Raw genomic sequence first — 26,167 nt, 5'->3', positions numbered from 1 at the left:
AAGCACGACGCTGAGTAACGCCAGCACCCAATGGGTTACGGTCTATTGGTCTAATGTTTAGAAAACCCCGGTCAAAAGCCGGGGTTTTTTATTTCTGTTAGCTAATCGGGACCAGTATCCGTGGATGAATCTTCATAGACTAGATCAAGGCTGTTTGCGAGAATTTGCAACCATAGCTTTCGCTTGTTTGCAGCCCATACCGCACCCGAAGGTGGCAATTTATTGATTAACCCTTGAATAATAGGGTCAATTTCGCGGAGCGGTGATGAGGATCCACCACCCGCAAAGATTGTTGGAGGTTTAACTTCTTGGGATAGCGGCAACGTCTTAGCCGGTTCAACCACTCCTGGTTGTGACGCCCCTTCCATACGCGGACGTACTAGACGTTCCTTCCCACTATCAAAAAAACCAGCCAATTGAGCTGACTTTTCAAATGCTTGGCGCGCTCTGTCGGTGACTTTTCCTGAGACACCAAGCGTTTCCATTTCACGCTCAAGAGCCTTAGCAGGCGGCAAATTATGTCCGCGAAATTTGTCAAATATCTGATTATAGAGCGGAACCGCCAGAAATGCCTCAACCTTTGCAGACTTTTCGTTTTCGGGAGACACAATACGTTTGCCCAAATCAGTCAGCAAGAAGGCGCTACGCCCATCTTTTGCAACAAGCCCAAAGCTCCGCGCGGCAGATGTTTTTTGACGAAATGCCCCAGAGAGGGTTTGCCCCATTTGAGCTGCCAACTCATCCTGATCGCAAGTTCCAAAGCCGCATCGGCTATAGATAGCCTTTGCAACCTCTATTGCAAAATCCAGCGCCATGTAGGGAAAATCGATCGATGACATTTCCCTAAATTCTTTAGATTGGTCTCGTGTAACCGCAGAAGCCTTTGACGCCTCTTGAAAATCAACCTTTTCGACTGTCATAAGAGCACCTCACGCCTATACACAGGCAGCACAATACACGAACGGGACAATGTTTCAAGGCGTGAAAATATAATTATGCGCTTTCGTTATGCGCAACGCTTGCGCGCAATACGAATCAGATGTATTATTTTGACCGTTGCCTGGTAATGAAAACGGCACGGGGTTAGGAGCCCGTGCCGTCTTAAGTTGCCAGCGTCTCCCGGTGCCTGTGAGTGCCAACCCAGGAGCGATAGCGGTCGGATAGTTAAGTGTGTATATACGCCGATTTGCCTGAGAACGCAACTGGCACGCCCTCAGATAGGAGGTGCCAAATGACAGCGATTGCTTGTCATTGGGTGTCCCCATACACTCGTGTTCGCTTCGGCAAAACCGAGTTTGTATGCGGACATTGGCGGTGCTGCTGGTAACGGCTGACCGTTAGATAACCCGCTCTGGCTCCGCGTGACGCGGTCAGAGCGGGCCTACTAATGGACCCACCGCGGAGAGGACCAAGAGACGAAATTGACAGAGTCAATTTGGGAGGCATGTTTTTGGCACCTTAAATGCACGCTGCACCACCCCAAAAATCACCCCGCACCACAAGTTTTCACGCGAAAATGCACCAAAAACCATGTATTTTCAGACCTAGGAAATGTTTCACATGAAACATCTGCGGCCAAAAAATCCATGCCTTTCCCCGGCCATTTTCCGACCCAGAACTCAGTGATCGGCGGTGGCCACGGGGGCAGCCTTGGCGCCCTTCTTCTGCCCTTTGAAGGCGAGGATCAGCGGCACGCAGACGAGGCCCATGAGGGTCATCAGCAGGAAGTCATTCTGATAGGCGATGATGGCCGCCTGGCCGCTCACCAGCTGGTCGAGCATCGCCACGCCGGTGGTGGTCGAAGGGTCCAGCACCGGGCTGGGGTTCAGCTGCATCCCCAAATTGAACGGCGTCACATATTCGGCGAGCCTGGCATGCATGGCGGTGGTGGTGCTGGTCAACTGCGCGATGACGATCGACACGCCGATCGAAGACCCCAAGTTGCGGATCAGCGTCCAGATGGCGGCGCCCTCGGTGCGGAGCGTGGCTGGCAGCGTGGCGAAGGCCACGGTGTTGAGCGGCACGAAGATCAGCCCCAGCCCCACGCCCTGCACGATGCTCGTCCACACGATGGTGAACACCGAAACATCGGGCGAAATCCCCACCATCACCCACAGCGACAAAGTGGAACAGGCCATGCCGATGCCGATCAGGATGCGCGCGTCGATGTAGCTCAGAAGCCTGCCAACGATCATCATCGAGATCATGGTGCCGACGCCGCGCGTTCCCAGCAGGAAGCCCGCATCGAGCACCGGATAGCCCATGATGTTCTGCACGAAAGGCGTGATCAGCGCCACCGAGGCCAGCAGCAGAATGCCGACGATGAACATGAAGAAGACGCCCAGCGAGAAATTCCAGTCCCTGAAAATCGCCACGGGAATGAAGGGTTTTTCGGCGGTCAGCGTATGGGCGAGGAAGAAATAGGCGGCAGCGCCGGCGACGATCGCCTCGATGATGATCTCGTTCGATTCAAACCAGCTCAGCGTTTCGCCGCGGTCGAGCATGAGCTGCAGCACGCCGATGGCGAGGCTCAGCGTGATAAAGCCGAACCAGTCGAAGCGCATCTCGCGGGGCTTGGTGTCGGGCATGAAGAACAGCAGGCCCGCCACCGTGGCGATGCCGAAGGGCAGGTTGATGAGGAACACCCAGCGCCAGGTGTAATACTCCGTCAGCCAGCCGCCCAGCGTCGGCCCCATGATCGGCCCCAGCATCACGCCCATGCCCCAGATGGCCATGGCTTGCCCCCGCTTTTCGGCCGGGAAAATATCCATCATCACCGCTTGCGACAGCGGCACGAGGCCAGCGCCGAAGACGCCCTGCAGCATGCGGTAGGCCACCATGTCGGTGATCCCCTGCGCCGCGCCACACAGCACGGACGCCACGGTAAAGCCTGCTGCGGCAATGATAAACACGCGCTTCCGGCCATAGCGCACGGCCAGCCAGCCGACGGGGGCCGTCATGATGGCGGCGGCGACGATATAGGAGGTCAGAACCCAGTTCACCTGGTCGATGGTGACCGAGAGCGAGCCCTGCATATAGGGCAGCGCCACATTGGCGATCGTCGTATCCAGCGCCTGCATGATGGTGGCCAGCATCACGCAGACGGTGATCAGCACGCGGCGCGGTTCAGCGGCGGCCTGCGGTGCCGGGATGGAGATTGCGGCGGCGCTCATTCCCCAACGGTCTGGGCGGCCGCCTCCATGCCGATCATGCCCGCCAGCGAGCGGCTGCGCTTGGTGTCGATGTCAACATTGGCGCTCATGCCGGAGCGCAGCTTCGAGGTGTCGGCGCCCGGATCGAAGGTGATCCGCACCGGCACGCGCTGCACAACCTTGACCCAGTTGCCGGCCGCGTTCTGCGCCGGGATCACCGAGAATTGCGAGCCGGTGCCGGGGCTTATCGATTCGACATGGCCCTTGAGCGGCGCTTTCGGGAAGGCATCGACGGTGATCGTCACCTCTTGGCCCGGGATCAGATAGGTGATGTCGGTTTCCTTCGGGTTGGCGTCCACCCACACGTCATCGGTGCTCATGATGGCGAACACCGTGGTGCCCGCCGCAAGATAGCGGCCAAGCTGGATGTTGGTCACCTGGGTGGCCACGCCATCCATCGGCGCTTTCAGCACCGTGCGGTCGAGGTTCCATTGTGCCTGGTCAAGCGCCGCCTTGGCCTGCTGCCACGGCGGATAGGATTCAATCGGAGCCGCGGCATTGCCGCCGATCTGGCTCAGGATGTCGCGCTGGCTCTGCTGCAGTACCTCGAGCGCCGCCTTGGCGTCCTGCAGCGAGATGCGATAGGTGTCGACATCGGAATTCGAGACGACCTTGCTGGCGAGCAGCGATTGCTTGCGGTCGAGATCGGCCTGCCTCAGGGCAACCGTATCTGTCGCCAGCGCGATCTGCGGCTCAAGCCCCTGATATTTCACCTTCAGGCTGTCGAAATCGGTGGCAGCGCGGGCCAATGCGGCCTTTGCTTCGTTGAAGGCGAGTTCATAGGGCGCGCGGTCGAGCGTGAAGAGCACGTCGCCCGCCTTCAGGTGCTGGCCCTCGGTTACGGCAATCTTGTCGATGGTGCCGGAGATCTCGGGAGTCACCAGCACCTTCTGCGCGCCGACATAGGCGTTGTCGGTCGAGATATAGCGTCCGCCATTGAGATAGACAGCGGTGCCGCCGCCCAGCGCGATCAGAGGCACGCCAATCAGCAGGATCGACCTCAGCCAGCGGCGGCGCGGTTTTGCAGGGGTTGGGGTTTCCGGAGTGTCGCTCATGATGCACGTGCCTTCCTTGCGCGGGCGCCGGTTTCATCGGCGGCCTGCATGATCTTGAGATTGCGGTGGAGGTGATCGAGCGTCGCCATCATGCGGTGGATGTCCGTCTCAGCCACGCCGTCGAACAGCTCGTCAGCCAATTGCTCCTTGAAATCATCCATGCCGGCGATCCGCTCTTGGCCAGCGGCGGTGATATAAAGCCGGTTGCAGCGGCGGTCGGCCGGGTCCTGGCGGCGCTCGATCAGGCCTTCGGCCGAAAGCTGGTCGGCCACCCGCACCATGGCGATCGGCTGCACTTCCAGCCCCTCCGCCAATTCAGTTTGAATCTGCCCGTCCTGCCGCGCCAGCCGCGCTAGCGTTGAATATTGGACGCGTGTCATCCCATAGGGGCGGAGGCGCTGTTCCACGAGAAGCCTGATGGCCCGGGCGGTTTCAACAATCCGGATGCCCGCCTCGCGCAATGTCTCTGTCTTGTTCATGGCATATAATATACAAGCGATATTATATTCTTCCCATACCGGAATTGCGGGGCTGGTTTGCCAAAGGTGAAGGAACGGCGGTACGGTGCGGAAAGGAAGACTTAACCTGCCGGAAGATGCCGATGGGACAAACGATCACCGAGGGCCGCTGCCATTGCGGTGCCGTGCACTGGCAGTTTGCAGGCGAAATTCCTGACGCCACGGTGTGCAACTGCACGATCTGTCAGAGGACTGGCGCGCTCTGGGCCTATGATTTCGTGGACGATGCGATCCGCGTCTCGGCCCCGCCAGACGGCCTCACCTATTATATCTGGGGCTCGCGGTCACTGGCCTATGAGTTCTGCGCGACCTGCAAGAACCTTGTGAGCTGGCGCGCCATGTCGCCGGGCAAGGACGGCCGGACCCGCATTGCCGTGAACCTGCGGCTTGCAGACCCCAAGGCGGTGGCGGACATTCCGCTCCTTATCTTTGATGGCCTCAATACGTTCGAAGACCTCCCGCCCGATGGGCGGAAGGTCTCCGATCTCATGTTCTGAGAGACGTCTTAGCTATTGACGCCGAGATTCTTGAGATCGAGCGAGCGGCCGACGAGAATTTCACCTGGCGTGCCGAGGATGCCCTTCTCTTTCCCGTCGATCACGTAGCTCAACAAACCACCGTCGCGGGCAATGACCACGAGGCCATTGCGGTTAGGAACCTTGTAGGTGTCGCCCTTCATCAGCATCTGGGTCATCACCACATTGCCCTGCTGATCTTCGATTCTGACCCAGACGGGGGCCTTGGCCTTGAGGATCAGGCGCGAGCCTTCATTGCGGGAGCCGAATTCGCGGCCATCCTTGGTGAGCGTGGTGTCATCGGCACTCGCGACCTTGGCGCCGGGCAGATTGCCCGTCTTGGTGTCGACGTTGTTTTCGATCAGCGCCGTCAGTCCATCAAGATTGGTACCGGCGGTTTCATCCGTATCGGCATCAGCCGTCGCGGGGGCTTGCGCATCCGGCAGCGGCTCATCCGTGACCGCCACAGTAGCGGTGTCGGTACCCGTGGAGGCTGTGGGCATGGGGTCGGCCGCGGGTGCCTGGGCCTGCTGGGCCGAGGCCGTGTCTTCGGATGACGGCGTCATCATCACATAACTGACCGTGGCGAAGAGGAACATAGCGCCGGCAATCGACGCGATAAGGCCACCCGTTCCGCCGGGAATGCCATCCAGCCTGAAATTGAACTTCGGCATCGCCGGAAGCTTCGCGAAGCGCAGAATCTTGGCGCTGGACAGCGGTGCGGGATTGGCGGGATGCGGCGCTTCCGCAGCCATTTCGGGATAGGGCAGGAAATGCGCGTAATGCGTGACCAGCGGCTCGGGATCGAAGCCCAGATAATAAGCATAGCTGCCAATCATGCCCAGCGCTTCGCTGCGCTCGGGCATGCGCGTCATGTCGCCATATTCGATGGCTTCAATATGATAGGGGTGAATGCCTGTCGCTTCCGAAGCATCCTCAAGGCTCAAGCCCCGCTGCTCGCGCTCGCGCTGCAGGAACCAGCCCGCCTCCCCGGCGGGATCGAGATGGCCATCGGGCTTCTCGCGGAAGTGCGCTTCAGAATCTTCGGAAATCACAGAACCGGGAATCTGTTCGTTCATCGCTTACTCTCAGGAACCTGACGGTTAACCGTCCACTAACGCTGTCTTTTCCTGAGAATGCCGTGAAATGGTGAACGCGAGGCTAACGCGCCGGAAAAATTAACCCTAAGGCTTCAAAGCGCCACGCCGTTGCGCTGCGCGAATTCCAGTAACTCGGCGCGAATGGAATGAAGCGGGCTCTTCAACAATGGCTCGACGAAGGCCCAGAGCTTGCGCTGGTCTACGCTCCTTACCATCGCCTTCACCGGCCCGATGGCGGAAGGCACCATGGAGATCGAGGTGAGACCAATGCCGATCAGGCCCATCGCCTCGAGAGGCCGTCCACCCAATTCACCGCAGAGCGTGACCGGCTTGTGATGCTGGTTTGCCTTTTCGACGATTTGCCGCATGGCTCCCAGTGCCGAGGGACTCAAAGGATCGTAGCGGCCGGCAAGACGGGGATTTCCGCGATCCGACGCGAAGAGAAACTGCACCAGATCATTAGAACCAATCGATGCGAAATCGACCATCGGCAGCAGCTGGTCGAGCTGCCAGATGAGCGATGGAATTTCGATCATCACGCCCAGCTTCAGCGGCGACGGCAACTTGTGCCCTCGGGTGAGAAGATAATTCTTCTCGATCTCCAGCACTTCCAATGCGCGGCGGTATTCATCTACATCGGCGATCATCGGAAACATGATCTTGAGCGGGACACCTTCCGCCGCGATCATCAGTGCACGGAGCTGCAGCCTGAGCAACGCCGGCCTGTCGAGCGACATGCGGATCGAACGCCAGCCCATGGCGGGGTTTTCTTCCTTCGGCTGCTTCAGATAGGGAAGAACCTTGTCGGCCCCGATGTCGAGCGTGCGGAAGGTGACGGGTTTGCCCTTGGCTTGCTCGATGATGGTTGAGTAATGACGGACCTGCGAGGCGAGGCGCGGAAAGCGCTGCGCCATCATGAACTGCAATTCGGTGCGGTAGAGACCTATTCCTTCCGCGCCCGAAATCGTGGAGATGCGGCAGGTCGACGATCAGGCCGGCATTGATGTTCAGCTCGATTTTCACGCCATCCTTGCTGATCGCCGGCTGGTCGCGAAGAGCCGCAAACTGCGCCTGCTTGCGCGCATAGAAGCGAACCTTCTCGGCATAAGCTTTCTGCAGATCAGAGGATGGGCGGACAAAGACCTCGCCCGTGCCGCCGTCTATGATGAGCGGGCTTCCCGTGTCGACGAGATCAATGAGCCCTTCCGCCTGGCCAACAGCGGGAATGCCAAGTGCCCGCGCGACAATGGCCACATGGCTGGTGCGCCCGCCCTCTTCAAGGATTACGCCGCGCAGTTTGGAGCGGTCGTAGTCAAGAAGTTCGGCTGGGCCCATGTTGCGCGCCACGACGATGGAATTTTGCGGAAGGTCGCCGCGCGAGGCCGTTGCCACGGCACCCGTCAGGATGCGCATGAGCCGGTTCGACAGATCGTCGAGATCATGCATGCGTTCGCGCAGATAGGGATCGGGCGTTCGCATCATGCGGGCGCGATTGTCGCTTTGCACGCGGTCCACCGCCGCTTCCGCCGTGAGGCCGGTATCAATGGCCTCACGCAGCCTGTTCACCCAGCCCTTGTCATGAGCGAACATGCGGATGGTTTCGAGCACGTCGGAATATTCATTGCCCCGCAGCGCGTCTGAGCCATCCACCAGTTCATCGACATGGGCACGAAGCTGGGCCACGGCATCATCAAGACGCCTGCGCTCCTTGGGGATCAACTCGGCAATCAGGTTTTCAATGACGACGCGTGGCTCGTGCAACACTGCATGGCCCAACGCCACGCCGTCGGCCAATAAATCCCCCTTGAGATGGTGGGCGCGCTGATGCGCGACGTCGGCGGCGACCTCGCTCGCCACTTCCTTCAATTCGCCGGACGCAATGATCTCCGCCAGCACCATGGCGGTGGTCTGCAGCGCCTCTTCTTCTTCCTCGGAATATTGGCGGCGGGTGCGGTTTTGCACCACGAGCACGCCGATCACCGTACCCCCGCGCATAATAGGCACGCCGAGGAAGGCGTTGTAAATTTCTTCGCCGGTCTCGGGCAAATATTTGAAGGCCGGGTGGTTCTGCGCATTGGCGAGGTTGAGGCCGATGGCCTGCTTGGCGATGGTGCCGACGAGTCCCTCGCCCACCTTCAGCTTGGATTTGTGCACGGCCTCATGCTTCAGGCCTTCGGTGGCGTATAATTCCAGAACGTCGCCCGGGCGCATGACATAGATCGAGCACACCTCGGCAACCATGTTGCCGGCGATCAGGGCCGCGATCTTGTCGAGCCGGGTTTGCGCCGTGACCGGCTCCGCCATGACCTCGCGGAGCCGCCGGAGCAGGACACGCGGGCCAAGGGCGGAAGTAGCCATCAGCCGGTGTCCTCGCGCACAGCAGCACGTACCGTTTTCCAGCGGCCGCCGCATTTGATCAGTGAACGGAGGGTGAGGTGCATCTGTGTCAGGCCTTGGCGTCCAGCCCATAAGCGGTGTGCAAGGCACGCACCGCGAGTTCCGTATAGGCTTCGTCGATCAGCACGCTGACCTTGATCTCCGAGGTGGTAATGGCCTGGATGTTGATGCCCTTGTCGGCCAGCGCCCGGAACATGCGGGATGCCACGCCCGCGTGGCTGCGCATGCCGATGCCAACGACAGAAACTTTCGCCACATCGGCGGAGTGGGTCAACTCCATGAAGCCCAGCTTGTCCTTGATGCCGTTCAGCACTTCCAGCGCCTTGCGCAGATCCTTGCGGGCGACGGTGAAGGTGATGTTGGCATTGGTACCGTCAGTCGAGATGTTCTGGACAATCATGTCGACGCTGATATCGGCTTCGGCCAAGGGCCCGAAGATCGAGGCAGACACACCCGGCTGGTCCTTCACGCGGCGGATGGAGACTTTCGCCTCATCACGCGAATAGGCGATACCACTGACGACATGCTGTTCCACGATACGATCCTCATCGCAAACGAGTGTTCCGGGCCCCGTGCCATCGGGCTTGTTCTGGTTCGGCGAATCGGGCGCCTCGAAGCTCGAACGCACCTGCAAGGGTACCTTGTAAACCATGGCGAGTTCAACCGAGCGCGTCTGCAGCACCTTGGCGCCCAGCGAAGCCTGCTCCAGCATTTCCTCATAGGAAATGCGGTCGAGCTTTTGTGCTCCCGTCACAATCCGGGGATCAGCAGTGTAGACGCCGTCTACATCCGTATAGATGTCGCAGGCCGCATCGAGCGCCGCCGCGACGGCCACCGCTGAGGTGTCAGACCCGCCACGGCCCAGTGTGGTGATCCGCCGATCGGGGCCGATGCCCTGAAAGCCGGCGATGACCGCCACCTGGCCCTGCTCCATGCGCTTGCGGATCTCATCACCCTCAATGGCGGCGATGCGCGCGGCGCCATGCACGCCATCAGTCTTGATCGGAATTTGCCAGCCCGCCCAGGAGCGCGCCGGGATGCCCATATCCTGCAGAACGATGGCCAGCAAGCCGGCAGTAACCTGTTCGCCTGAGGCGACCACGGCGTCATATTCGCGCGCATCGTGGACAGCGGCGGCTTCCCGGCACCAGCCCACCAGCCGGTCGGTGGTTCCCGACATGGCGGAAACGACCACGGCGATGTGGTGGCCTGCCTTCACCTCGCGTTCGACGTGGCGGGCGACATTGCGGATTCTCTCGATATCCGCAACGGACGTCCCGCCGAACTTCATAACCAGACGGCCCATCGGCCAAAACCTTTCAATTCCCTGCGAACAGGCGCGGGGGCCAAATGCGTTTAGACTGAACCCTTGATGCGGTGCGGTGTTCTCATAGATGACAGGCTTCGCTTATGCAATAATGTGACGGAGCAAAAATGGACCCTGACATGACCGCCGCCGCCACCCAGACACTCGACCCTTCGGAAGTGGAGAAATTCTCAAGGCTCGCTGCCGAATGGTGGAATCCCAAAGGGAAGTTCGGCGTGTTGCATGTCTTCAATCCGGTGCGTCTCGCTTATATCAAGGAACAGGTGTGCGCCCGCTTCGGCCGCGACCCTATGGAACGCAGGCCTTTCACGGGTTTGCGGTTTCTGGACATTGGTTGCGGGGGCGGCCTGTTGTCGGAACCCATGGCGCGGCTTGGCGCCAGCGTCGTGGCTGTCGATCCGTCGGAGAAGAATATCCGCACCGCATCCGTGCATGCCGGCGAACAGGGGCTTGCCATTGATTACCGGGTGGGAACGGCGGAAAGCCTTGCCGCCGCCGGCGAGGCCTTTGATGTGATCCTGAACATGGAAGTGATCGAGCATGTGGCGGATCCTGAAGGCTTTACCCGCGTGTGCGCCGCCATGCTCAAACCTTCCGGCCTGATGTTCGTGGCAACGCTCAACCGTACCCTCAAGAGCTTTGGCCTTGCCATCATTGGGGCTGAATACGTCTTGGGCTGGCTGCCCAAGGGCACACACCAGTGGGAGAAGTTCATCACGCCGCAAGAATTGAGAGACTGGCTTTCCGGGAATGGCCTTGTGGTGAAGGATAAGTCGGGGGTCACGTTCAGCCCTATACGGAATATCTGGCGGAAATCCCGGGACATGGACGTGAATTACATGCTGGTGGCCCGGAAAGATTGATGCCGCCGGGATTTTCGATCCGGCGCTATCGTCCATCCGATGCGGCGGACTTGGCGCGCATCTTTGAACACTCGGTAAAGGGGCTTGCCAGCCGCCACTACACAGCCGGACAAGTCGCGGCCTGGCTATCCGATGCCCCGGACGAAAATTCGATTGCCGAAGAGAATGAAGATGGGCAAGTCTTCCTGGCTGTTACCCAAGATGATCACGCCGTAGCTTACATCGATCTCGAACCGGATGGCCACATCGACATGCTTTTCTGCCTCCCAGAATTTGCGGGGCGTGGCATTGGCTCAGCTCTTTGCCGCGAGGCCGAACTGGCTGCACGCGAAGCGAGCCTCCAGCGGCTGTTCGTTGAGGCCAGCGAATCGGCAAAACCGGCATTTGAGCGAAACGGCTTTCGCATCGTCGCCCGGAACGACTTTGAGATCAATTCCGTCGCCATCCACAATTATCGGATGGAGAAATTTCTGCGGTGACCATTCCCTCCCTTTTGTGGCTGCGGCAGGATCTTCGCCTGTCGGATCATCCCGCGCTGGTTGCGGCGGCGGCACAGGGGCCGGTCATATTCCTGTATATACAGGACGAAAATGCTTCTGATTGGAAACTTGGCAGCGCTTCGAATTGGTGGCTCTATCAAAGTCTTACCGCGATCGCGAAGAAAACCCACATCGTCCTGCGGCGGGGACGGCCAGAAACCGTGGTCGCGGACGTGTTACGACAGACGGGCGCGGGCAGCGTGCATTTTACCAGAGGCTATGCGCCATGGTCCGCCGTCGAGGAAGTGCGGGTAAAGGCGGTTGCAGACGCGGCAGGGGTGGCGTGCCATCGCTATGGCGGGTTTCTGCTGCATGAACCCGAAGCAATCCGCAACGGGCAAGGCGACCCCTACAAGGTTTTCACGCCTTTTGCGCGAGCCTGCTTCTCGCGCGGAGAGCCGCGATTGCCGAAGCCTGCGCCGGCATTCACTCCTTGGACAAAATTCATTGATAGCGAGTCGCTATCGGATTGGAAACTTGTTCCCGATTGGGCGGCTGGCTTTTCCAACTGTTGGCAGCCGGGCGAGGCCGGAGCGCAAGAAAGACTGTCCCAATTCGTGGATGACGTTCTCGCTGGCTATGGCGCTTCACGTGATTTGCCGGCGATGGACGGCACATCGCGCCTTTCACCACACCTGCATTTCGGGGAAATTTCCCCTGCACAATGCTGGCATGCGGTACGAGCCGCAGCAGCACAACGGCATGGTGCTGTGGACGCGGATGCGGAGAAATTCCTGACGGAACTGTTGTGGCGGGATTTTTCATGGCATCTCCTGCATCATTTCCCTGAGTTGCCGGAAAAACCTTTCCGGCCGGAATTCGCCGATTTCCCTTGGGAGACCAATCCCCAGAGCCTCAAGGCCTGGCAGAAGGGCCTTACAGGCTACCCGATCATCGATGCCGGGATGCGCGAGTTGTGGGCCACCGGCTTCATGCACAACCGGGTGCGGATGATCGCAGCATCCTTTCTCATCAAGCACCTGCTCATCCCCTGGCAGGAAGGCAAACGCTGGTTCTGGGATACGCTGGTGGATGCCGACCTCGCCAACAATGCCGCAAGCTGGCAGTGGGTCGCGGGATCGGGGGCGGATGCCTCACCCTATTTCCGGATTTTCAATCCCGTGCTGCAGGGCGAGAAATTCGATTCCCAGGGCGATTATGTGCGGCGCTGGGTGCCGGAATTGGCAAAACTCCCGGCACAATGGATTCACAAGCCGTGGGAAGCGCCTCCATCCATCATGAGCAGCGCGGGAGTCATTATCGGCAAGACCTACCCCGCGCCCATCGTGGACCATGGCTTTGCCCGGAGCCGCGCATTGGCAGCGCTCAAGACTCTCAAAGGCGCTGATGCCTGAGGCCTTCGCGATGGACTGGCCGCCCCGGGCGAGGCTAAGCTCAAGTTCCGGGCGGGAGGGACAAGGACCATGCAGCTTCTGGCGATCAGCGGCGCGCTCCGCAAAGGCTCCACCAACACCGGGCTCCTGCGGGCGCTGAAGGAGATGGCGCCCGAGGGCGTCACCATCGACATCGCCACGCTGCATGGCATCCCGCTTTATGACGGCGATGAGGAAGAGGCGCATGGCAAGCCCGAAGCGGTGAAGGCGCTCGATGCTAGGATCGCCAAGGCTGACGGGCTGATCTTCGCCTGCCCCGAATATAATTTCTCGGTGCCGGGTGTTCTGAAAAACGCCACTGACTGGCTGTCGCGGCGCTCCACCTCCTTCAAATGGAAGCGCACCGGCATCGTCGGCGCGGGGGCCGGTTTCTTTCACGGCACGGGCCGGTCGCAATATCATTTCCGGCAAAATCTTCAGGCCCTGCAATGCATCGTCATGCCAAGGCCGGAAATCTTCGTGAACCACAATGAGGAGAAATTCGACAAGGACGGCAACCTCACCGATCCCACCACGCGCAAATTCCTCGGCGAATGGCTCACGGCTTTCATCGAATGGGTGGAAAAGAAGCCGTAACGGGATGGAACGGGCCAAGCGGGAATTTCTTGCTGTTCACGATTATCAGACTGGTGGGGTGTGGGTTATCGTCTATGCCCGCTCCAAGGAAGAAATCGCGAAACGGTTTCCGCTGCTTCATGTTGTATTGTCTAGACCCGCTTGGCTAACAGAAACGCACTACGCCGACATCAGGTCAAGGTTCTATCAGGATATCGACAAGCCGTCCGAGGTTTGGTTTGCGGCATTAAGTTAGAGAGGATCCGTTCGCTGGCAAGCAATGAACCTCAAGGAACTGTTTGTGGCGCGAGCACTTCCGTCCGTTTGCGAAATGGCCGGAACAGCATGGCGATGAGAAAAGCCCCGATGCCCATGCCGAAGCAGGAGATATAGAGCCAACCATAATTGCCGGTATGGTCGAAAATCCAGCCCCCGAGCAAGGGGCCCGTCGACATGCCGAGGCTTCCCGCCATGGCCGTGCCGCCGATGATGGTGCCCATCATGCGGAGCGGAAAATTCTCGCGCGCCAGAACCGAATAGAGCGGCATGATGCCCGCATAAGTGAAGCCGAAGATCACCGCCACCGCATAGAAGGAGGCGAGGTTGCTGGCGAAGAAATAGCCAAGCGCGCCCACGGCCTGAATGAGCAGGCCAGCCACCAGCACATGCTTGGCCCCCAGCCTGTCGCCCAGAAGGCCAAAGCCGATGCGGCCGCCCATCCCCGCCAGCCCTTCGAGGCTGTAGATGGTCACCGCCGTGATGGCGGGAATGCCACAGGCGATGGCATAGCTCACGGTATGAAAGATCGGGCCTGAATGCGTAGCGCAGCAGAAGAAATTGGTGAGCGCCAGAATGACGAATTGCGGCGACCACAGTGCCTGCGAGACCGACATCTCCGGCACCGCGTCGGCGGATTGTGCGGCAGCCGGTGCTCCCGCCTCGAGAGCCGGAGGGCGGCGAATAAGGAATGCGGCGGGGATCATCAGCACCGTGACGATGAGGGCGATCCACAGATAGCTCGCCCGCCAGTCCATGCGTTCCACCAGCCAGGCGGCCAGCGGCGACATGGTGAGCGGCGCCATGCCCATGCCGGCCGAGACGAGCGAGACGGCAAGGCTCCTGTGCGTGTCGAACCATCCCGTCACCGCCGCCATCATGGGCGCGAAGATCGCCGCCACGGCGATGCCCACCAGCAGCCCGAACACAAGCTGGAACTCCCACAGCGTGCGGCACTGGCTCACCAGCGCGATGCTCACCGCCAAAAGGATGGAGCCGATCAGCACCACGGCCCTGGGGCCGATGCGGTCGGCCAAGCTGCCCCAGAACATGCTGCCAAAGGCCATGGCGAGGAAAGCAATGGTCATGGCGCTGGAAATGCCGGTGCGCGACCAACCCGTCGCCTCAGCCATCGGCACGATGAACACCGGCAGCGCGAACATGGCCCCGATCGCCACGCAGCCCATAAGGCCGCCCGCCGCCACGATCACCCAGCGATAATGCTTCTCAAGCATCGTCATTCCTCCAAGACTTCCCTTGCGCCAAAGGAAAGGCAGGAGTTTTATACGCAACCTATTGGTTGCCTGTCAATCCTTCAAGCTGAAATGCTCTCAGCCCCCACGCGCAGCGCCTTGATGGCGGCGGCGTAGTCTTTGGACTTGAAGATATTGGAACCGGCGACCAGCACATTGGCGCCGGCCCTGACGACAGCGCCCGCGGTCTCAGGCGTGATGCCGCCATCAACCTCGATGTCGATGTTCCGCCCACGGACGAGTTCGCGCACCTCTGTGATCTTTTCCAGCATGGCGGGAATGAAAGCCTGGCCGCCGAAGCCGGGGTTCACCGTCATGACCAGCACAAGGTCAAGCCGGTCCAGCACATGGCGGATGGCGCTGACGGGTGTTGAGGGATTGAGCGAGACTCCGGCGCGCTTGCCCAGTGAACGGATGGCCTGCAGGGAGCGGTCGAGATGCGGCCCTGCCTCGGCATGAACGGTGATGCCGTCCGCCCCCGCCCTGGCGAAGCTTTCGAGAAAGGGATCCACCGGCGAGATCATCAGATGCACGTCGAAGGGCTTTTTGGTGACCGACCGGATCGACTGCATCACCGGCACGCCGAAGGAGATATTGGGCACGAAATGCCCATCCATCACGTCAATGTGGATCCAGTCTGCGCCGCCCGCATCAAGCGCCCGCACCTCCTCGCCCAGCACCGCGAAATCGGCGGCGAGGATCGACGGCGAGATCAGCAGCGGTCGGGCCATGGATTTCAGATCAGCTTGCCAAGCGCCACTGCCGTGTCGCCCATGCGGTTCGAGAAGCCCCACTCATTGTCGTACCACGACAGGATGCGCACCAACGACCCTTCAATGACCTTCGTCTGGTCCATGTGGAAGGTCGAGGAGTTGGGATTATGATTGAAGTCGATCGAGACGTTGGGATCATTGGTATAGCCCAGGATGCCCTTGAGCTTGCCATCGGCCGCTGCCTTGATGGCCGCGTTCACCTCTTCAGCACTCGTCTTCTTCTTGGCCACGAACTTGAAATCGACAACCGAGACATTGGGAGTGGGGACACGGATCGAGGTGCCGTCGAGCCTACCCTTGAGCTCAGGGATCACCAGGCCGATGGCTTTGGCAGCGCCGGTGGAGGTCGGGATCATCGACATGGCGGCGGCGCGGGCGCGGTAAAGGTCCTTGTGCATGGTGTCGAGCGTCGGCTGGTCGCCCGTATAGGCATGAATGGTGGTCATGAAGCCGTGATCGATGCCGATGGCGTCATTCAGCACCTTGGCCACAGGAGCCAGACAGTTGGTGGTGCAGGAGGCGTTGGAGATGACGATGTGGTCCTTCGTCAGCTTGTCGTGGTTCACGCCATAGACGACCGTGAAGTCCGCGCCATCAGCAGGCGCCGAAACGATGACGCGCTTGGCGCCGGCTGTGAGATGCGCCGCCGCCTTGTCGCGGGCGGTGAAGATGCCGGTGCATTCGAGCGCGATGTCGACGCCCAGATCCTTCCACGGCAGCGTGGCCGGGTCCTTGATGGCAGTCACCTTGAAAGTGTCGGTGCCGATGCCGATCGAGTCGCCCTTCACCGTCACCTCATGCGGGAATTTTCCGTGCACGGAATCATAGCGCAGCAGGTGGGCATTGGTTTCGACAGGCCCCAGATCGTTGATCGCCACCACGTCGATGTCCTTGCGGCCGGATTCATAAATGGCGCGGACAACATTGCGGCCGATGCGGCCAAATCCGTTGATGGCAACGCGAACCTTCGTCATGGCGGTCTCCGATTTTGCTCTGTCCGGGCGCCGTTATAGCCGTTTTCAGGCGGCGCGGAAGGGGGATGGCGGAATCAGCGAAAATTCTGATGGGCGCACCGCAAGCTCAATCCTGAAGCGGTGTTTTCAGTCCCTTGGCGACCCAGCTGTTGCGGACAATCCCGAGTTTTGCTCCCGCATCCAGCGCCGACCACAGTGCGGGAATGCGGCGTTCGGCGAGGCCCGGCACACTCATGAGATCAAGGCCAGTCCACGGCAGAAAGGGATTGCGCCGCCCGAAGGACCAGATTTCCACCCGGCGCGACGGCCTCGCGCTGAACCCCCGCGCATGGAAGCCCACCGTATCGGCCACCACCAGCGTATTGGCGGGCACCGCAAAGGTGCGCGGTGAGGGCAGCTTCATGCGGGCGAGGTCATCGGGGCCGACGCGGAATGAACCGCGAGCGGAATAGCGGTCGGGATTGTCCGCCGCCTTCAAACTCATCCCGGTTTCCCAGTCCAGCCTTTCGGCGGTCATGCGATGCGATCCGGGCACATAAACAAAGGGGCCCTCATCTTTAGCCACATCGGTCAGGAACAGCCAGGCCTTAACGCTGGGATGAAAGGTGTCGGCATGAATATTGGTCTGCGGATCAGGCACCCCCTCGCGGACATGGGACAGGATGGTCTGGATATAATGCAGCGGCTCCTGATCGAAGGACCCAACATAACGAAGAAGCCCGCGCCAGTCCGGCCGGGCCAAAAGAGCGCGCACCGCCGGCATCGCACTCAGTGCCTTTGGATCGAGCGCCAGCCGGCGGGTGATGGTGTCGCCCTGCACCATCTCGCGTGCTGGCCCTTCAAAGGCGAAAACCTGCTCCCGCAAGCGTGAAAATTCCTCAGTAGGCAGGTAGTTTTCTTTCACCACGAAACCGTCGCGGTCAAAGGCCGCCCGGTCCTCATCACTCACGCGCGCAGCGAGGCGGCGGCGGCGCGACCACGCCAGATCATGCGCCAGCTTCACGCGCGCACGGTGTAAACCCCAGCGATTCAGGGTGGGAGAGCCGATCACCTTGTTGTCCCGGAAGGATTTCGCGCCGCTCGCCAGGGCGAGCGTCCAGAGCGGCAGCTTCACAATATCGGCGGCTTTCATGGGGGCAAGTCTAGCGCCGCATATTTGCAAACGCCACTCCGCCGCATTGACCCATTTTCACGCCATCCCTATGCGATGGACATGGCGATGATCGATCACGAATTGAGACTGGTTCTCAATGACGAGCTGCACGGGCGGCCAGGCATGGCGGTCACCGCGCCCTGCCGGATCACGCATCTGGCCTTCACCGTGGATGATGGCGGCGGCGAGCCCCTGAACGCCATCGCGCGGCTGTGCGATGCGCTGGGCGTCAAGCCGCCGCAGGCCGGCGCGGTGCACCATACGGCGGAGCTGCAGGGTGGTTCGCTTAAATATGAGCGGCATGGCGAGTTTTACCGCATCAGCATCATCGCCAATGGAGACGGCAAACCGGAAGCCATTGCCCTGCTGCCGCTGGGCTGGCTCGATACACTGCCGGGCAAGCGGCTGGTGGCGATTCATACCCACATTCTCGCCCAGTCTGCTCCCGCCCCCACCTTGAAGAGCCTTGCGGCCTTGTTTCACGACGGCGAAGTGGCGGGGTCGCTGGTGACGCGGGGTGGCGCCACCCTCTACACGGATTTCCGCATCGGCGACGATGGCTACACGCGGATGCTGGTGCATGACCATGGCGTTCAGCCACTCAGACTTGGCCGCGTCGCCCGACGCATCCATGAGATCGAAACCTACCGCATGATGGCGCTGCTTGCCTTTCCGTTGGCGCGGCAGCTTCAGAAGGAGCTGGGGCCTCTGGAAAAGGGGCTCGCCCGCACCATCGACGGCATGCTGGCGGCGCAGGCGCCGGACGAAGATGCGCGGCTTCTGGGCGAACTCAGCCACATCGCGCGCGATGTGGAAGAAATGTCCAATCGGGCGAGCTACCGTTTTGCCGCCGCGCGTGCCTATGCGTCACTGGTGGCAAAACGCGTGGCGGAACTGGGCGAGGAGCGGGTGGCGAATTGCCAGCGCCTCGGCGTGTTTCTTGACCGCCGTTTCAGCCCGGCGATGACCACTTGCCAGGCGGTGAGCGACCGGATTGCCGGGCTGGCGGCGCGCACCGAGCGGGCCTCCAACCTGTTGCGCACCCGCGTGGACATCGCGCTTGAGGCCCAGAACCAGCGGCTGCTGCGATCGATGGAATCGCGCTCGCGCCAGCAGGTGATGCTTCAGGAAACGGTCGAAGGCCTCTCGGTGGTGGCGATCAGCTATTATTCCATCGCCATCGTGTCGAAAGTCTTCGAGGCGCTTGGGCCTTACATTCCGGCGCTGGAAAGCAAGTCCGCCATGCTCGTTGCCATCCCCATCATCCTCGGGCTCGTCTGGCTTGGCCTGCGGCGGATTCATGCGCGGGTGCAGCGCGCGGTTCATCGCGGGTGAGCAGCAGGGCGATGGCCCCGGCATAGTCACTCAATGCGGCAACACCTTTGGGCGTCAGGCCATAGACGCCGCGCTCAACGCGCTCGAACCAGCCATAGACATCGCCGTGCAGAATGGCCTGGGCCCGCGCCACATTCGTCTGTTCACGGAGCAGCTTCACCTTGACCGGACCATCCTTCAGCGCCTGCGCGATGCGGAGCGCATCCTGCCGGTAGGCGGTCATCAATGGCCTTCGCGTGCTGCCGCCGGCATTGGGATCGCCGACGCGGTTGGCGAATTCCCTGAGCAGCCGGGTTTTGCGCGGCGCCAGTTTGCGGGGCGCATAGGGTGCGGGATCACACACCGCTTCCACCGTTTCGCCGCGCACCGTCAAAAGCCCCAGCCCCAGCCTGCGGCAGAGCTTCACGAGATCGTTTCTGAGGCTTCTCTTCGGTTCGGCGATGGCGAGATAGACAGTGTCCGTCACCGCCTGCCGGTCAATGCCCTGCAGCAGCAGTTTCAATGAAAACCCGGTCTTGAGTTCGACGATTACCGGCGGTTCGTCACCCCGGACAGCCAGCACGTCGCAACCGCCGATTTCAGCCTTGGCGGCGTAGCCCTGTGCTTCCAGAAAGCGCTTGATCGGCGGGTAAAGATCGGTTTCCTTCACGGCACCAGTTCCTACACGATCAGCCGCTGCGCCGTAAGCCGGAACCTGTTCCATGAACATGCCCTTCACACCCCGCGACTACAGCCTGACCGGCCCCGAGGCTCAGCATGCGCTGGAGAGAGGCCTCGCCTCCGCCGAATGGTACCGTGCGCCCATCCCACGCAAGCGCATGAAGGAGCTGATGCAGCGATCCGACGGCCCGGCCATTCGCGATACCATCCTGTGGGTTCTGGGCTTTTTAATCACCGGCGGGCTGGCGGTGTGGTTCTGGCCGACACTTTGGTCTATTCCGTTCTTCCTCGCCTATGGCGTTCTCTATGGCTCCTCCAGCGATTCGCGCTGGCATGAATGCGGGCATGGCACCGCCTTCAAGACGCCGTGGATGAACGATGTGATCTATCACATTGCCTGTTTCATGATCATGCGCGAGTCGACGGTCTGGCGGTGGAGCCACACCCGCCACCACACCGATACAATCATCGTTGGGCGCGACCCGGAAATCGGCGTGATGCGGCCCACTGTCGTTCTGAAGGTGATCTCCATGTTCTTCGGCATTCCGCAGATCATCGGGGAAACCAGAAGCCTGCTCCTGCATGCCTCGGGCAAGCTCACGCCGGCGGAAGAAACCTTTATTCCTGAGATGGAGCGCTACAAGGTCTATCTGGTGGCGCGTATCTGGCTTCTCATCCATTTCGCGGTGATCGCGCTGGCAATCTATATGCGCTCCATCCTGCCAATGCTGCTGGTGGGGCCGCTTCCCACCATGTATGGCGCGTGGCTGCATATCGTCACCGGCCTCACGCAGCATGCGGGCTTGCGCGAGGACGTGCTGGACCACCGGCTCAATTCTCGCACCGTCTACATGAACCCGCTCATGCGCTTCATCTACTGGAACATGAACTATCACATCGAGCACCACATGTTCCCCATGGTGCCCTATCACCAGTTGCCCGCACTTCATGAAGAGATGAAACCCTATTGCCCCACGCCCTATCCCAGCATTTTTGCGGCCTACCGCGAGATCATCCCGGCGCTCATCCGGCAGGTGAAGGAACCGGGATGGGCGGTGGAACGCACCCTGCCGCCCACGGCGGTTGCAACGCCCGCAGCGGCGGAATAGACAGGCGCTCCGGAGTTTGGGAGCGTGTCATGGCGCAATGGGTTCAGGCCTGTGCGGAAGGCGATATCGACGAGGAAGACGTGAAACGGTTCGATCACGCGGGCCGCACCTTCGCGCTCTACCTGTCGCCCGATGGCCAATATTACGCGACTGACGGCCTGTGCACGCATGAGAAGGTGCATCTGGCCGATGGCTTGGTGATGGGCGGTATCATCGAATGCCCCAAGCACAATGGCCGTTTCGACTATCGCACGGGAGCCGCCAAGGGTGCCCCTGTCTGCGTCGATCTCAAGACCTATCCGGTCAGGCTCGAGGGCGGCAAAGTCCTCATCGATATCGGGTAATCCATGACTGAAGCAGCAATGGTGATCATTGGCGCGGGGAAAGCCGCGGCGCGGGCCGTGGTGGGCCTGCGCGAGTTCGGATGGGAAGGCCCCGTCACGCTGATCGGCGAGGAGGTGCATCCGCCTTACGACCGGCCGCCGCTGTCCAAGGCGGCGATCATGGCGGATGAGCATCCGGAACCTGTGGTGCTGCTCGATGAAGCCACCATGACCTCGCTCAATGCGCAGTGGATCAGGGGGCGCATGGCCACCGCCATCGACGCCAGTGCGAAAAGCGTCACGCTCTCGGACGGCCAGGTGATCCCTTATGCGAAACTCCTGATCTGCACCGGCGCCAAGCCGCGCAAGCTGCCGATGCCGGGTGCGGAGCGCGCCCTGTTGCTGCGCGACCATGAAGACTGCATCGCCCTTCGCCAGGCGTTTTCGCCGGGTGTAAGCGTGGCGATCATCGGCGGCGGCTTCATAGGGCTTGAACTCGCCTCCAGTGCCGTCAAGCGCGGCTGCACCGTGTCGGTGATCGAGGCGCTGCCGCGTATTCTGGCGCGCGCCGTGCCGGAAGAGATTGCGAAAGTGGTGGCGGCGCGCCATGCGGAAGCGGGCGTCGAGATCATCACCCAGGCCCGCATTGCCTCAATCACGGAAGACGCCGTGCTGCTGGAAGATGGCCGCAGCGTTCCCGCCGATATTTTGATTGCCGGCATCGGCGCTTCGCCTGCCATCGGGCTTGGCGAGTCGGCGGGCCTCGCCATCGACAATGGCATCGCCTGCGACGCGCACATGCGCACCAGCGATCCCGATATCTATGCGGCGGGGGATTGCTGTTCCTTCATCCATCCGCTGTTCGACAACCGCCGCATGCGGCTCGAAACATGGCGGAGCGCCCAAGACCAGGCGGCGGTTGCTACGGAGAATATGTGCGGCGGCAGCAAGCCCTATCTGGCCGTGCCGTGGTTCTGGTCAGACCAATACGAGCTCAGCCTGCAGATCGCGGGCGTTCCGGCGGATGGTCCCACCATCGTCCACCGGCCGCTCAAGGATGGTGCCTTCGTGCTTTGCCATCTCCGCGACGATGGCACGCTGGTAGGCGCCAGCGGCATCGGCTCGGGCAACAGCGTCAGCCGCGACATCAAGATGCTGGAACTGCTGATCGGCAAGCAAGCCAAGATCCCCGCCGAGGTGCTCGCCAATCCCGACACGCAGCTGCGGACATTGCTCAAGGGCTAGCGGCCTGCCGTAAAGCCTTGAAACTGGCTTTTCCCCGGCAGGGCTGCCGGCCTATGCTCCAGCCATGTACATTCCGCCTGCATTCCTTGAAACTGACCACGCCGCCATCTCTGCCGCCCTGAAGAACAGCGGCCTTGCCAATCTCGTCACCATGACGGAGGACGGCCTGATCGCCACGCCCCTGCCGCTGCTTTTCGATGAAGCGGAGGGCCCGTATGGCACGCTTTACGGCCATGTGGCGCGGGCCAATCCGCAATGGCGTTTGCCCGTCACGGGCGACGCGCTGGCGATCTTCATGGGACCTGACGCGTACGTCACGCCATCCTGGTATGAAACCAAGCGGCAGACCGGCAAGGTGGTGCCGACGTGGAACTACGTCACTATCCACGCCTATGGCAGAATTGAATTTTTCGAGGATGAAACACGGTTGCTTAGCCTCGTGACCCGGCTGACGCACTTTCACGAAAGCCAGCGCGCCGATCCCTGGGCCGTATCCGATGCGCCATCGCAATTCATCGCCTCGCAGCTTCGTGGCATCGTGGGATTACGGCTGCCGATCACGCGGATCGAGGCCAAACGCAAGATGAGCCAGAACCGTTCGGCGGAAGATCGCGCCGGGGTTGCAGAGGGGCTACGCGATACTCCGCTTGCAGGGCTCATCGCGCCATAACGCGCATTGACAGGATGGCAGACGGGTTCCTAATCTCTCTCCAAGAATAAAAAGTGCGCGGGAGTAAACGTAATTGCAGGCGTCGCTTCTTTCAGCGGCGGAACGGCGAAGGCCTTGGCTGCTGCTGTCCCCCACGCTCGCCGCGCTGATCTTCCTGATGGTGATCCCGATCATCATCATGTTCATCTACACTTTCTATACGTTCCAGACGGCAGGCGTTGAAACGCGGAGTTTCAACACCGCGAACTGGCACGAGTTCTTCACCGATCCCTACTACCACCGCTTCCTGCTGAAGACCTTCCGCATCGCGCTGGAAACTGCCGTGCTATGCGGCATCATGGCGTATCCGCCCGCCTATTTCATCGCCATGAGCCAGTTCAAGCACAAATGGCTGCTCCTGCTCCTGCTCATCGTGCCATTCTGGATTTCCTTCACCATCCGCACCTTCTCGTGGATTCACATCCTCGGCGAACAGGGCGTCATCAATGCGTCGCTGATGGGGCTGGGCATCATCACCGAACCACTGCCGCTGCTTTACAATGAGGGCTCGGTGATCATGGGCATGATCCATTTCCTGCTGCCCTATGTGATCCTGAACATCTATGTGAGTCTGGAGGGCATCGACCGGAACCTGATTTCGGCGGCGCGCACGCTGGGCTGCACGGAGTGGCAGGCCTTTCGCGAAGTGACGCTGCCGCTGTCGCTGCCGGGCCTGGGCGCCGGATTACTGCTCAGCTTCGTACTGGCGGCGGGCAGCTATGTAACGCCGCAGATCCTCGGCGGGCGTTCGGACTCGCTGTTCGGCAACTTGATCTTCAACACCATCATGAAAGAACTGAACTGGCCGATGGGCTCCACGCTGTCCATCGTCCTGCTGGTGCTTCTCGGCATCCTCGCGGTGATCTACAGCCGCTACATGGGCCTCTCCACCATCTTCAAGGGGCTCAGCCGATGACGGATACAAAGGGCTGGGGGTGGCGCGCCATCCAGGCGGCAACGGTGCTGGTTTACATTTTCATGTTCGCGCCGATCCTTGCGGTGGTGATCCTGTCCTTCAACGCCTCGCGCTTCGGCGGCTTCCCCATGACGGGCTTCAGCCTCCACTGGTATGCGAAGCTTACGGAAAACGAAGCCGTGCTCAGGGCTTTTTATACATCGCTCTGGATCGGCTGCCTCACCGCCGTGATCTGCACCGTGCTCGGGGTCATGGCGGCGGTGGCGCTGGTGCGGTATGAATTTGCCGGGAAGGAATGGGTGAACTCGCTCATCGTCGGGCCGGTGCTGGTGCCCGAAACGGTGCTGGGCGTCGGCCTTCTGCTTGCCAATCGGTGGATCGGCTCCAAGCCCAACTTCGTGCTGCTGTTATGCGGGCACATCCTGCTGTCGCTGCCTTATGTGGTGCTGGTGGTACAGGCCAGGCTCATCGGCGTGAAGCGCGTGTTCGAGGAAGCGGCGATGTCGCTGGGCGCCAACCGCTTTCAGACCTTCCGCGAAATCACTCTGCCGCTCATCATGCCTGCGGTGTTCGCAGGCCTTTTGCTCGCCTTCACCATTTCCTTCGACAATGTCACGGCCTCCGTCTTCTGGCGGCCGCCGGGGGTTGAAACAATGCCCACGCAGATCCTGTCGATGCTGAAAGTCTCGATCAGCCCGGAAGTCAACGCGCTGGGCACCTTGATGATTTTGGTCACCATCGGAGTACCGCTCATCGGCGGCGTGGTTTCGCGCCTCATGATGCGGCGGAGCGTTGAATAACCAAGGGAGACGTCACTATGAAAATAAGCCAGACCAAACGCCTTGAGCGGCTGCTTGACCGCTATCAGAATGGCGGCCTCGACCGCCGCACCTTCCTCGGCCTTGCAGCGGCTGCGGCCGCGACGACGGGCCTCAGCACGCGCTGGACGGGACAGGCGCTCGCCGCCGTGAGCGAGGTGCGCTTCGACGGCTGGGGCGGCGTGGTGCAGGAGGCGATCGACAAATACGCCTTCCAGCCGTACACGGCCAAGACCGGCCGGAAAGTGGTGCAGGGCACCTTTGACGACGAAAACGTGGTGCTCACCAAGATCAAGAGCGCCAATCCCGGCGATTACCAGATCATCCATTCCTCGGGCGTGGAGTACTACAAGAAGTACATCGACGGCGGCTATGTGTCGGAGATCGACGAGTTGAAGATCCCCAACATGGCGAATGTGATGACGGCGATGATCGCGCCGTTCCGCAAGATGACGCCGAAGCTCTCCTGCGTGCCGTTCGATTACGGCACCACCGGCATTGCCTATAACACCAAGGTGATCTCGAAAGAGGAAGCCGAGGAGAAGGGCGCGGCTCTTCTCGCCGACAAGAAATATGCCGGCAAGATCGGCGCCTATGGCGATATGGTTACCCGTGTCTGGTATGCCTCGCTGCAGACCAATCAGGACCCCAACGACGCCAAGGACATGGACGCCGTGTGGGCGAAGATCCGTGAAGCGCGTGACCTCACGAAGAAATACTGGGGTTCGGGCGCCGAGCTCATGGACCTGCTCGCCAAGGAAGAGATCGTCGTCACCGATGCCTGGTCGGGCCGTATCGCGGCACTGCAGCAGCAGGGAACGCCCGTCGCCTACCTCGACCCCAAAGGCAGCTACGCCTGGATGGAGGACATGCTGATCCTCAAGGGCTCGCCGATGGACGAGTGCGAAGAGCTGGTGAACTTCATGCTGGAGCCCGCGACGTCCATCGCGGTCGCCGAGGGCCAGAACTACCCGCCATCGCTTGATCCCAAGAAGGTGAAGCTCACCGAGAAGATCGAAAAACTTCCCGCCTTCGATCCGACTGGCGAGATGAAGTCCTTGACCTTCGCAAATCCTGACTATTGGGCCGCTCACAACGACGAATGGACCAAGGAATGGAACCGCATCTCCAACGGTGATTGATCAACA

General features: G+C 60.8%; 25 protein-coding genes and 2 pseudogenes. 15 read left to right on the top strand and 12 right to left on the bottom strand.

Going from position 1 to position 26,167, the window contains the following annotated elements; genetic code table 11:
• Nucleotides 1-101: 101 nt before the first annotated feature.
• From QM694_RS16860 to QM694_RS16845, 4 genes are all read right to left on the bottom strand, one after another.
• The gene (locus QM694_RS16860) at nt 102-920 is read right to left on the bottom strand and encodes a hypothetical protein (protein ID WP_415008078.1); all 819 of its coding nucleotides are present in this window, start codon (nt 918-920) and stop codon (nt 102-104) included.
• A 699-nt stretch (nt 921-1,619) separates the two neighbouring features.
• Complete coding sequence (locus QM694_RS16855; protein ID WP_415008077.1) at nt 1,620-3,173, bottom strand: DHA2 family efflux MFS transporter permease subunit; 1,554 nt, start codon at nt 3,171-3,173, stop codon at nt 1,620-1,622.
• The gene (locus tag QM694_RS16850; RefSeq protein ID WP_415008076.1) at nt 3,170-4,267 is read right to left on the bottom strand and encodes an HlyD family efflux transporter periplasmic adaptor subunit; all 1,098 of its coding nucleotides are present in this window, start codon (nt 4,265-4,267) and stop codon (nt 3,170-3,172) included. Before QM694_RS16850 ends, QM694_RS16855 begins: the two co-directional genes overlap by 4 nt.
• Complete coding sequence (locus QM694_RS16845; RefSeq protein WP_415008075.1) at nt 4,264-4,746, bottom strand: MarR family winged helix-turn-helix transcriptional regulator; 483 nt, start codon at nt 4,744-4,746, stop codon at nt 4,264-4,266. Before QM694_RS16845 ends, QM694_RS16850 begins: the two co-directional genes overlap by 4 nt.
• A gap of 122 nt (nt 4,747-4,868) precedes the next feature.
• Between QM694_RS16845 and QM694_RS16840 the strand changes: the two genes are divergently transcribed.
• Complete coding sequence (locus tag QM694_RS16840; protein WP_415008074.1) at nt 4,869-5,282, top strand: GFA family protein; 414 nt, start codon at nt 4,869-4,871, stop codon at nt 5,280-5,282.
• 8 nt (nt 5,283-5,290) lie between these two features.
• Here the strand turns inward: QM694_RS16840 and QM694_RS16835 are convergent, their stop codons facing one another.
• The 3 genes and pseudogenes from QM694_RS16835 to QM694_RS16825 form a co-directional block, all read right to left on the bottom strand.
• Nucleotides 5,291-6,379 (bottom strand): helix-turn-helix domain-containing protein, encoded by a 1,089-nt coding sequence (locus QM694_RS16835; RefSeq protein ID WP_415008073.1) that lies wholly within the window; start codon nt 6,377-6,379, stop codon nt 5,291-5,293.
• A 113-nt stretch (nt 6,380-6,492) separates the two neighbouring features.
• Nucleotides 6,493-8,758 (bottom strand): annotated as a pseudogene (gene ptsP / locus QM694_RS16830) (phosphoenolpyruvate--protein phosphotransferase).
• 88 nt (nt 8,759-8,846) lie between these two features.
• Nucleotides 8,847-10,103, bottom strand: coding sequence for an aspartate kinase (locus QM694_RS16825; RefSeq protein WP_415008072.1), 1,257 nt, complete (start codon nt 10,101-10,103; stop codon nt 8,847-8,849).
• Nucleotides 10,104-10,243: 140 nt separating this feature from the next.
• Here QM694_RS16825 and ubiG point away from each other — a divergent pair, with 140 nt between their 5' ends.
• The 6 genes and pseudogenes from ubiG (at nt 10,244) to QM694_RS16795 (ending at nt 13,731) form a co-directional block, all read left to right on the top strand.
• The gene (gene ubiG / locus QM694_RS16820) at nt 10,244-10,987 is read left to right on the top strand and encodes a bifunctional 2-polyprenyl-6-hydroxyphenol methylase/3-demethylubiquinol 3-O-methyltransferase UbiG (protein WP_415008653.1); all 744 of its coding nucleotides are present in this window, start codon (nt 10,244-10,246) and stop codon (nt 10,985-10,987) included.
• Entirely contained in the window at nt 10,987-11,466 is a 480-nt protein-coding gene (locus QM694_RS16815; protein WP_415008071.1) for a GNAT family N-acetyltransferase, read from the top strand. Before ubiG ends, QM694_RS16815 begins: the two co-directional genes overlap by 1 nt.
• Nucleotides 11,463-11,930, top strand: a pseudogene (locus QM694_RS16810) (deoxyribodipyrimidine photo-lyase); the annotation flags it as partial. The gene QM694_RS16815 and the pseudogene QM694_RS16810, both read left to right, overlap by 4 nt.
• 153 nt (nt 11,931-12,083) lie before the next feature.
• Nucleotides 12,084-12,881 carry a cryptochrome/photolyase family protein gene (locus QM694_RS16805; protein WP_415008652.1) on the top strand — a complete coding sequence of 266 codons (798 nt, stop codon included), beginning with the start codon at nt 12,084-12,086 and terminating at the stop codon, nt 12,879-12,881.
• A gap of 69 nt (nt 12,882-12,950) precedes the next feature.
• The gene (locus QM694_RS16800) at nt 12,951-13,496 is read left to right on the top strand and encodes an NADPH-dependent FMN reductase (RefSeq protein ID WP_415008070.1); all 546 of its coding nucleotides are present in this window, start codon (nt 12,951-12,953) and stop codon (nt 13,494-13,496) included.
• Nucleotides 13,497-13,500: 4 nt separating this feature from the next.
• Nucleotides 13,501-13,731: a hypothetical protein gene (locus tag QM694_RS16795; RefSeq protein ID WP_415008069.1), complete on the top strand. Its 231-nt coding sequence runs from the start codon at nt 13,501-13,503 to the stop codon at nt 13,729-13,731.
• A 31-nt stretch (nt 13,732-13,762) separates the two neighbouring features.
• On the opposite strand, the gene QM694_RS16790 is transcribed toward QM694_RS16795, so the two are convergent.
• The 4 genes from QM694_RS16790 to QM694_RS16775 all read right to left on the bottom strand — a co-directional run bounded on the left by QM694_RS16790 (nt 13,763) and on the right by QM694_RS16775 (nt 17,883).
• Nucleotides 13,763-14,986 carry an MFS transporter gene (locus QM694_RS16790; protein WP_415008651.1) on the bottom strand — a complete coding sequence of 408 codons (1,224 nt, stop codon included), beginning with the start codon at nt 14,984-14,986 and terminating at the stop codon, nt 13,763-13,765.
• Between the two features lie 80 nt (nt 14,987-15,066).
• Nucleotides 15,067-15,735, bottom strand: coding sequence for a ribulose-phosphate 3-epimerase (gene rpe / locus QM694_RS16785; RefSeq protein ID WP_415008068.1), 669 nt, complete (start codon nt 15,733-15,735; stop codon nt 15,067-15,069).
• A 5-nt stretch (nt 15,736-15,740) separates the two neighbouring features.
• Nucleotides 15,741-16,751, bottom strand: a complete 1,011-nt coding sequence (gene gap, locus QM694_RS16780; protein ID WP_415008067.1) for a type I glyceraldehyde-3-phosphate dehydrogenase — start codon at nt 16,749-16,751, stop codon at nt 15,741-15,743.
• A gap of 106 nt (nt 16,752-16,857) precedes the next feature.
• Nucleotides 16,858-17,883, bottom strand: a complete 1,026-nt coding sequence (locus QM694_RS16775) for a phytanoyl-CoA dioxygenase family protein (protein ID WP_415008066.1) — start codon at nt 17,881-17,883, stop codon at nt 16,858-16,860.
• An 81-nt stretch (nt 17,884-17,964) separates the two neighbouring features.
• On the opposite strand from QM694_RS16775, the gene QM694_RS16770 reads away from it, so the two are divergent.
• The gene (locus QM694_RS16770) at nt 17,965-19,239 is read left to right on the top strand and encodes a DUF3422 family protein (RefSeq protein ID WP_415008065.1); all 1,275 of its coding nucleotides are present in this window, start codon (nt 17,965-17,967) and stop codon (nt 19,237-19,239) included.
• Here QM694_RS16770 and QM694_RS16765 read toward each other — a convergent pair.
• Nucleotides 19,166-19,942 carry a DUF2161 domain-containing phosphodiesterase gene (locus tag QM694_RS16765; RefSeq protein ID WP_415008064.1) on the bottom strand — a complete coding sequence of 259 codons (777 nt, stop codon included), beginning with the start codon at nt 19,940-19,942 and terminating at the stop codon, nt 19,166-19,168. The two genes, QM694_RS16770 and QM694_RS16765, sit on opposite strands and share 74 nt — an antisense overlap.
• Here QM694_RS16765 and QM694_RS16760 point away from each other — a divergent pair.
• The 7 genes from QM694_RS16760 to QM694_RS16730 all read left to right on the top strand — a co-directional run bounded on the left by QM694_RS16760 (nt 19,941) and on the right by QM694_RS16730 (nt 26,161).
• Nucleotides 19,941-21,008, top strand: a complete 1,068-nt coding sequence (locus QM694_RS16760; protein ID WP_415008063.1) for a fatty acid desaturase family protein — start codon at nt 19,941-19,943, stop codon at nt 21,006-21,008. The genes QM694_RS16765 and QM694_RS16760 overlap by 2 nt on opposite strands.
• A 29-nt stretch (nt 21,009-21,037) precedes the next feature.
• Nucleotides 21,038-21,352: a MocE family 2Fe-2S type ferredoxin gene (locus tag QM694_RS16755; RefSeq protein WP_415008062.1), complete on the top strand. Its 315-nt coding sequence runs from the start codon at nt 21,038-21,040 to the stop codon at nt 21,350-21,352.
• A gap of 3 nt (nt 21,353-21,355) precedes the next feature.
• Entirely contained in the window at nt 21,356-22,576 is a 1,221-nt protein-coding gene (locus QM694_RS16750) for an NAD(P)/FAD-dependent oxidoreductase (protein ID WP_415008061.1), read from the top strand.
• Between the two features lie 64 nt (nt 22,577-22,640).
• Nucleotides 22,641-23,246: an FMN-binding negative transcriptional regulator gene (locus QM694_RS16745; RefSeq protein WP_415008060.1), complete on the top strand. Its 606-nt coding sequence runs from the start codon at nt 22,641-22,643 to the stop codon at nt 23,244-23,246.
• A 73-nt stretch (nt 23,247-23,319) separates the two neighbouring features.
• Nucleotides 23,320-24,201 (top strand): ABC transporter permease, encoded by an 882-nt coding sequence (locus QM694_RS16740; RefSeq protein ID WP_415008059.1) that lies wholly within the window; start codon nt 23,320-23,322, stop codon nt 24,199-24,201.
• Nucleotides 24,198-25,001: an ABC transporter permease gene (locus QM694_RS16735; protein WP_415008058.1), complete on the top strand. Its 804-nt coding sequence runs from the start codon at nt 24,198-24,200 to the stop codon at nt 24,999-25,001. Before QM694_RS16740 ends, QM694_RS16735 begins: the two co-directional genes overlap by 4 nt.
• Before the next feature lie 17 nt (nt 25,002-25,018).
• The gene (locus QM694_RS16730; RefSeq protein ID WP_415008057.1) at nt 25,019-26,161 is read left to right on the top strand and encodes an extracellular solute-binding protein; all 1,143 of its coding nucleotides are present in this window, start codon (nt 25,019-25,021) and stop codon (nt 26,159-26,161) included.
• Nucleotides 26,162-26,167: the final 6 nt, after the last annotated feature.

It is taken from the genome of Aestuariivirga sp. (assembly GCF_047602625.1).
Lineage (GTDB): Bacteria > Pseudomonadota > Alphaproteobacteria > Rhizobiales > Aestuariivirgaceae > Aestuariivirga.
This window is presented reverse-complemented; position numbering and strand designations above follow the sequence as displayed.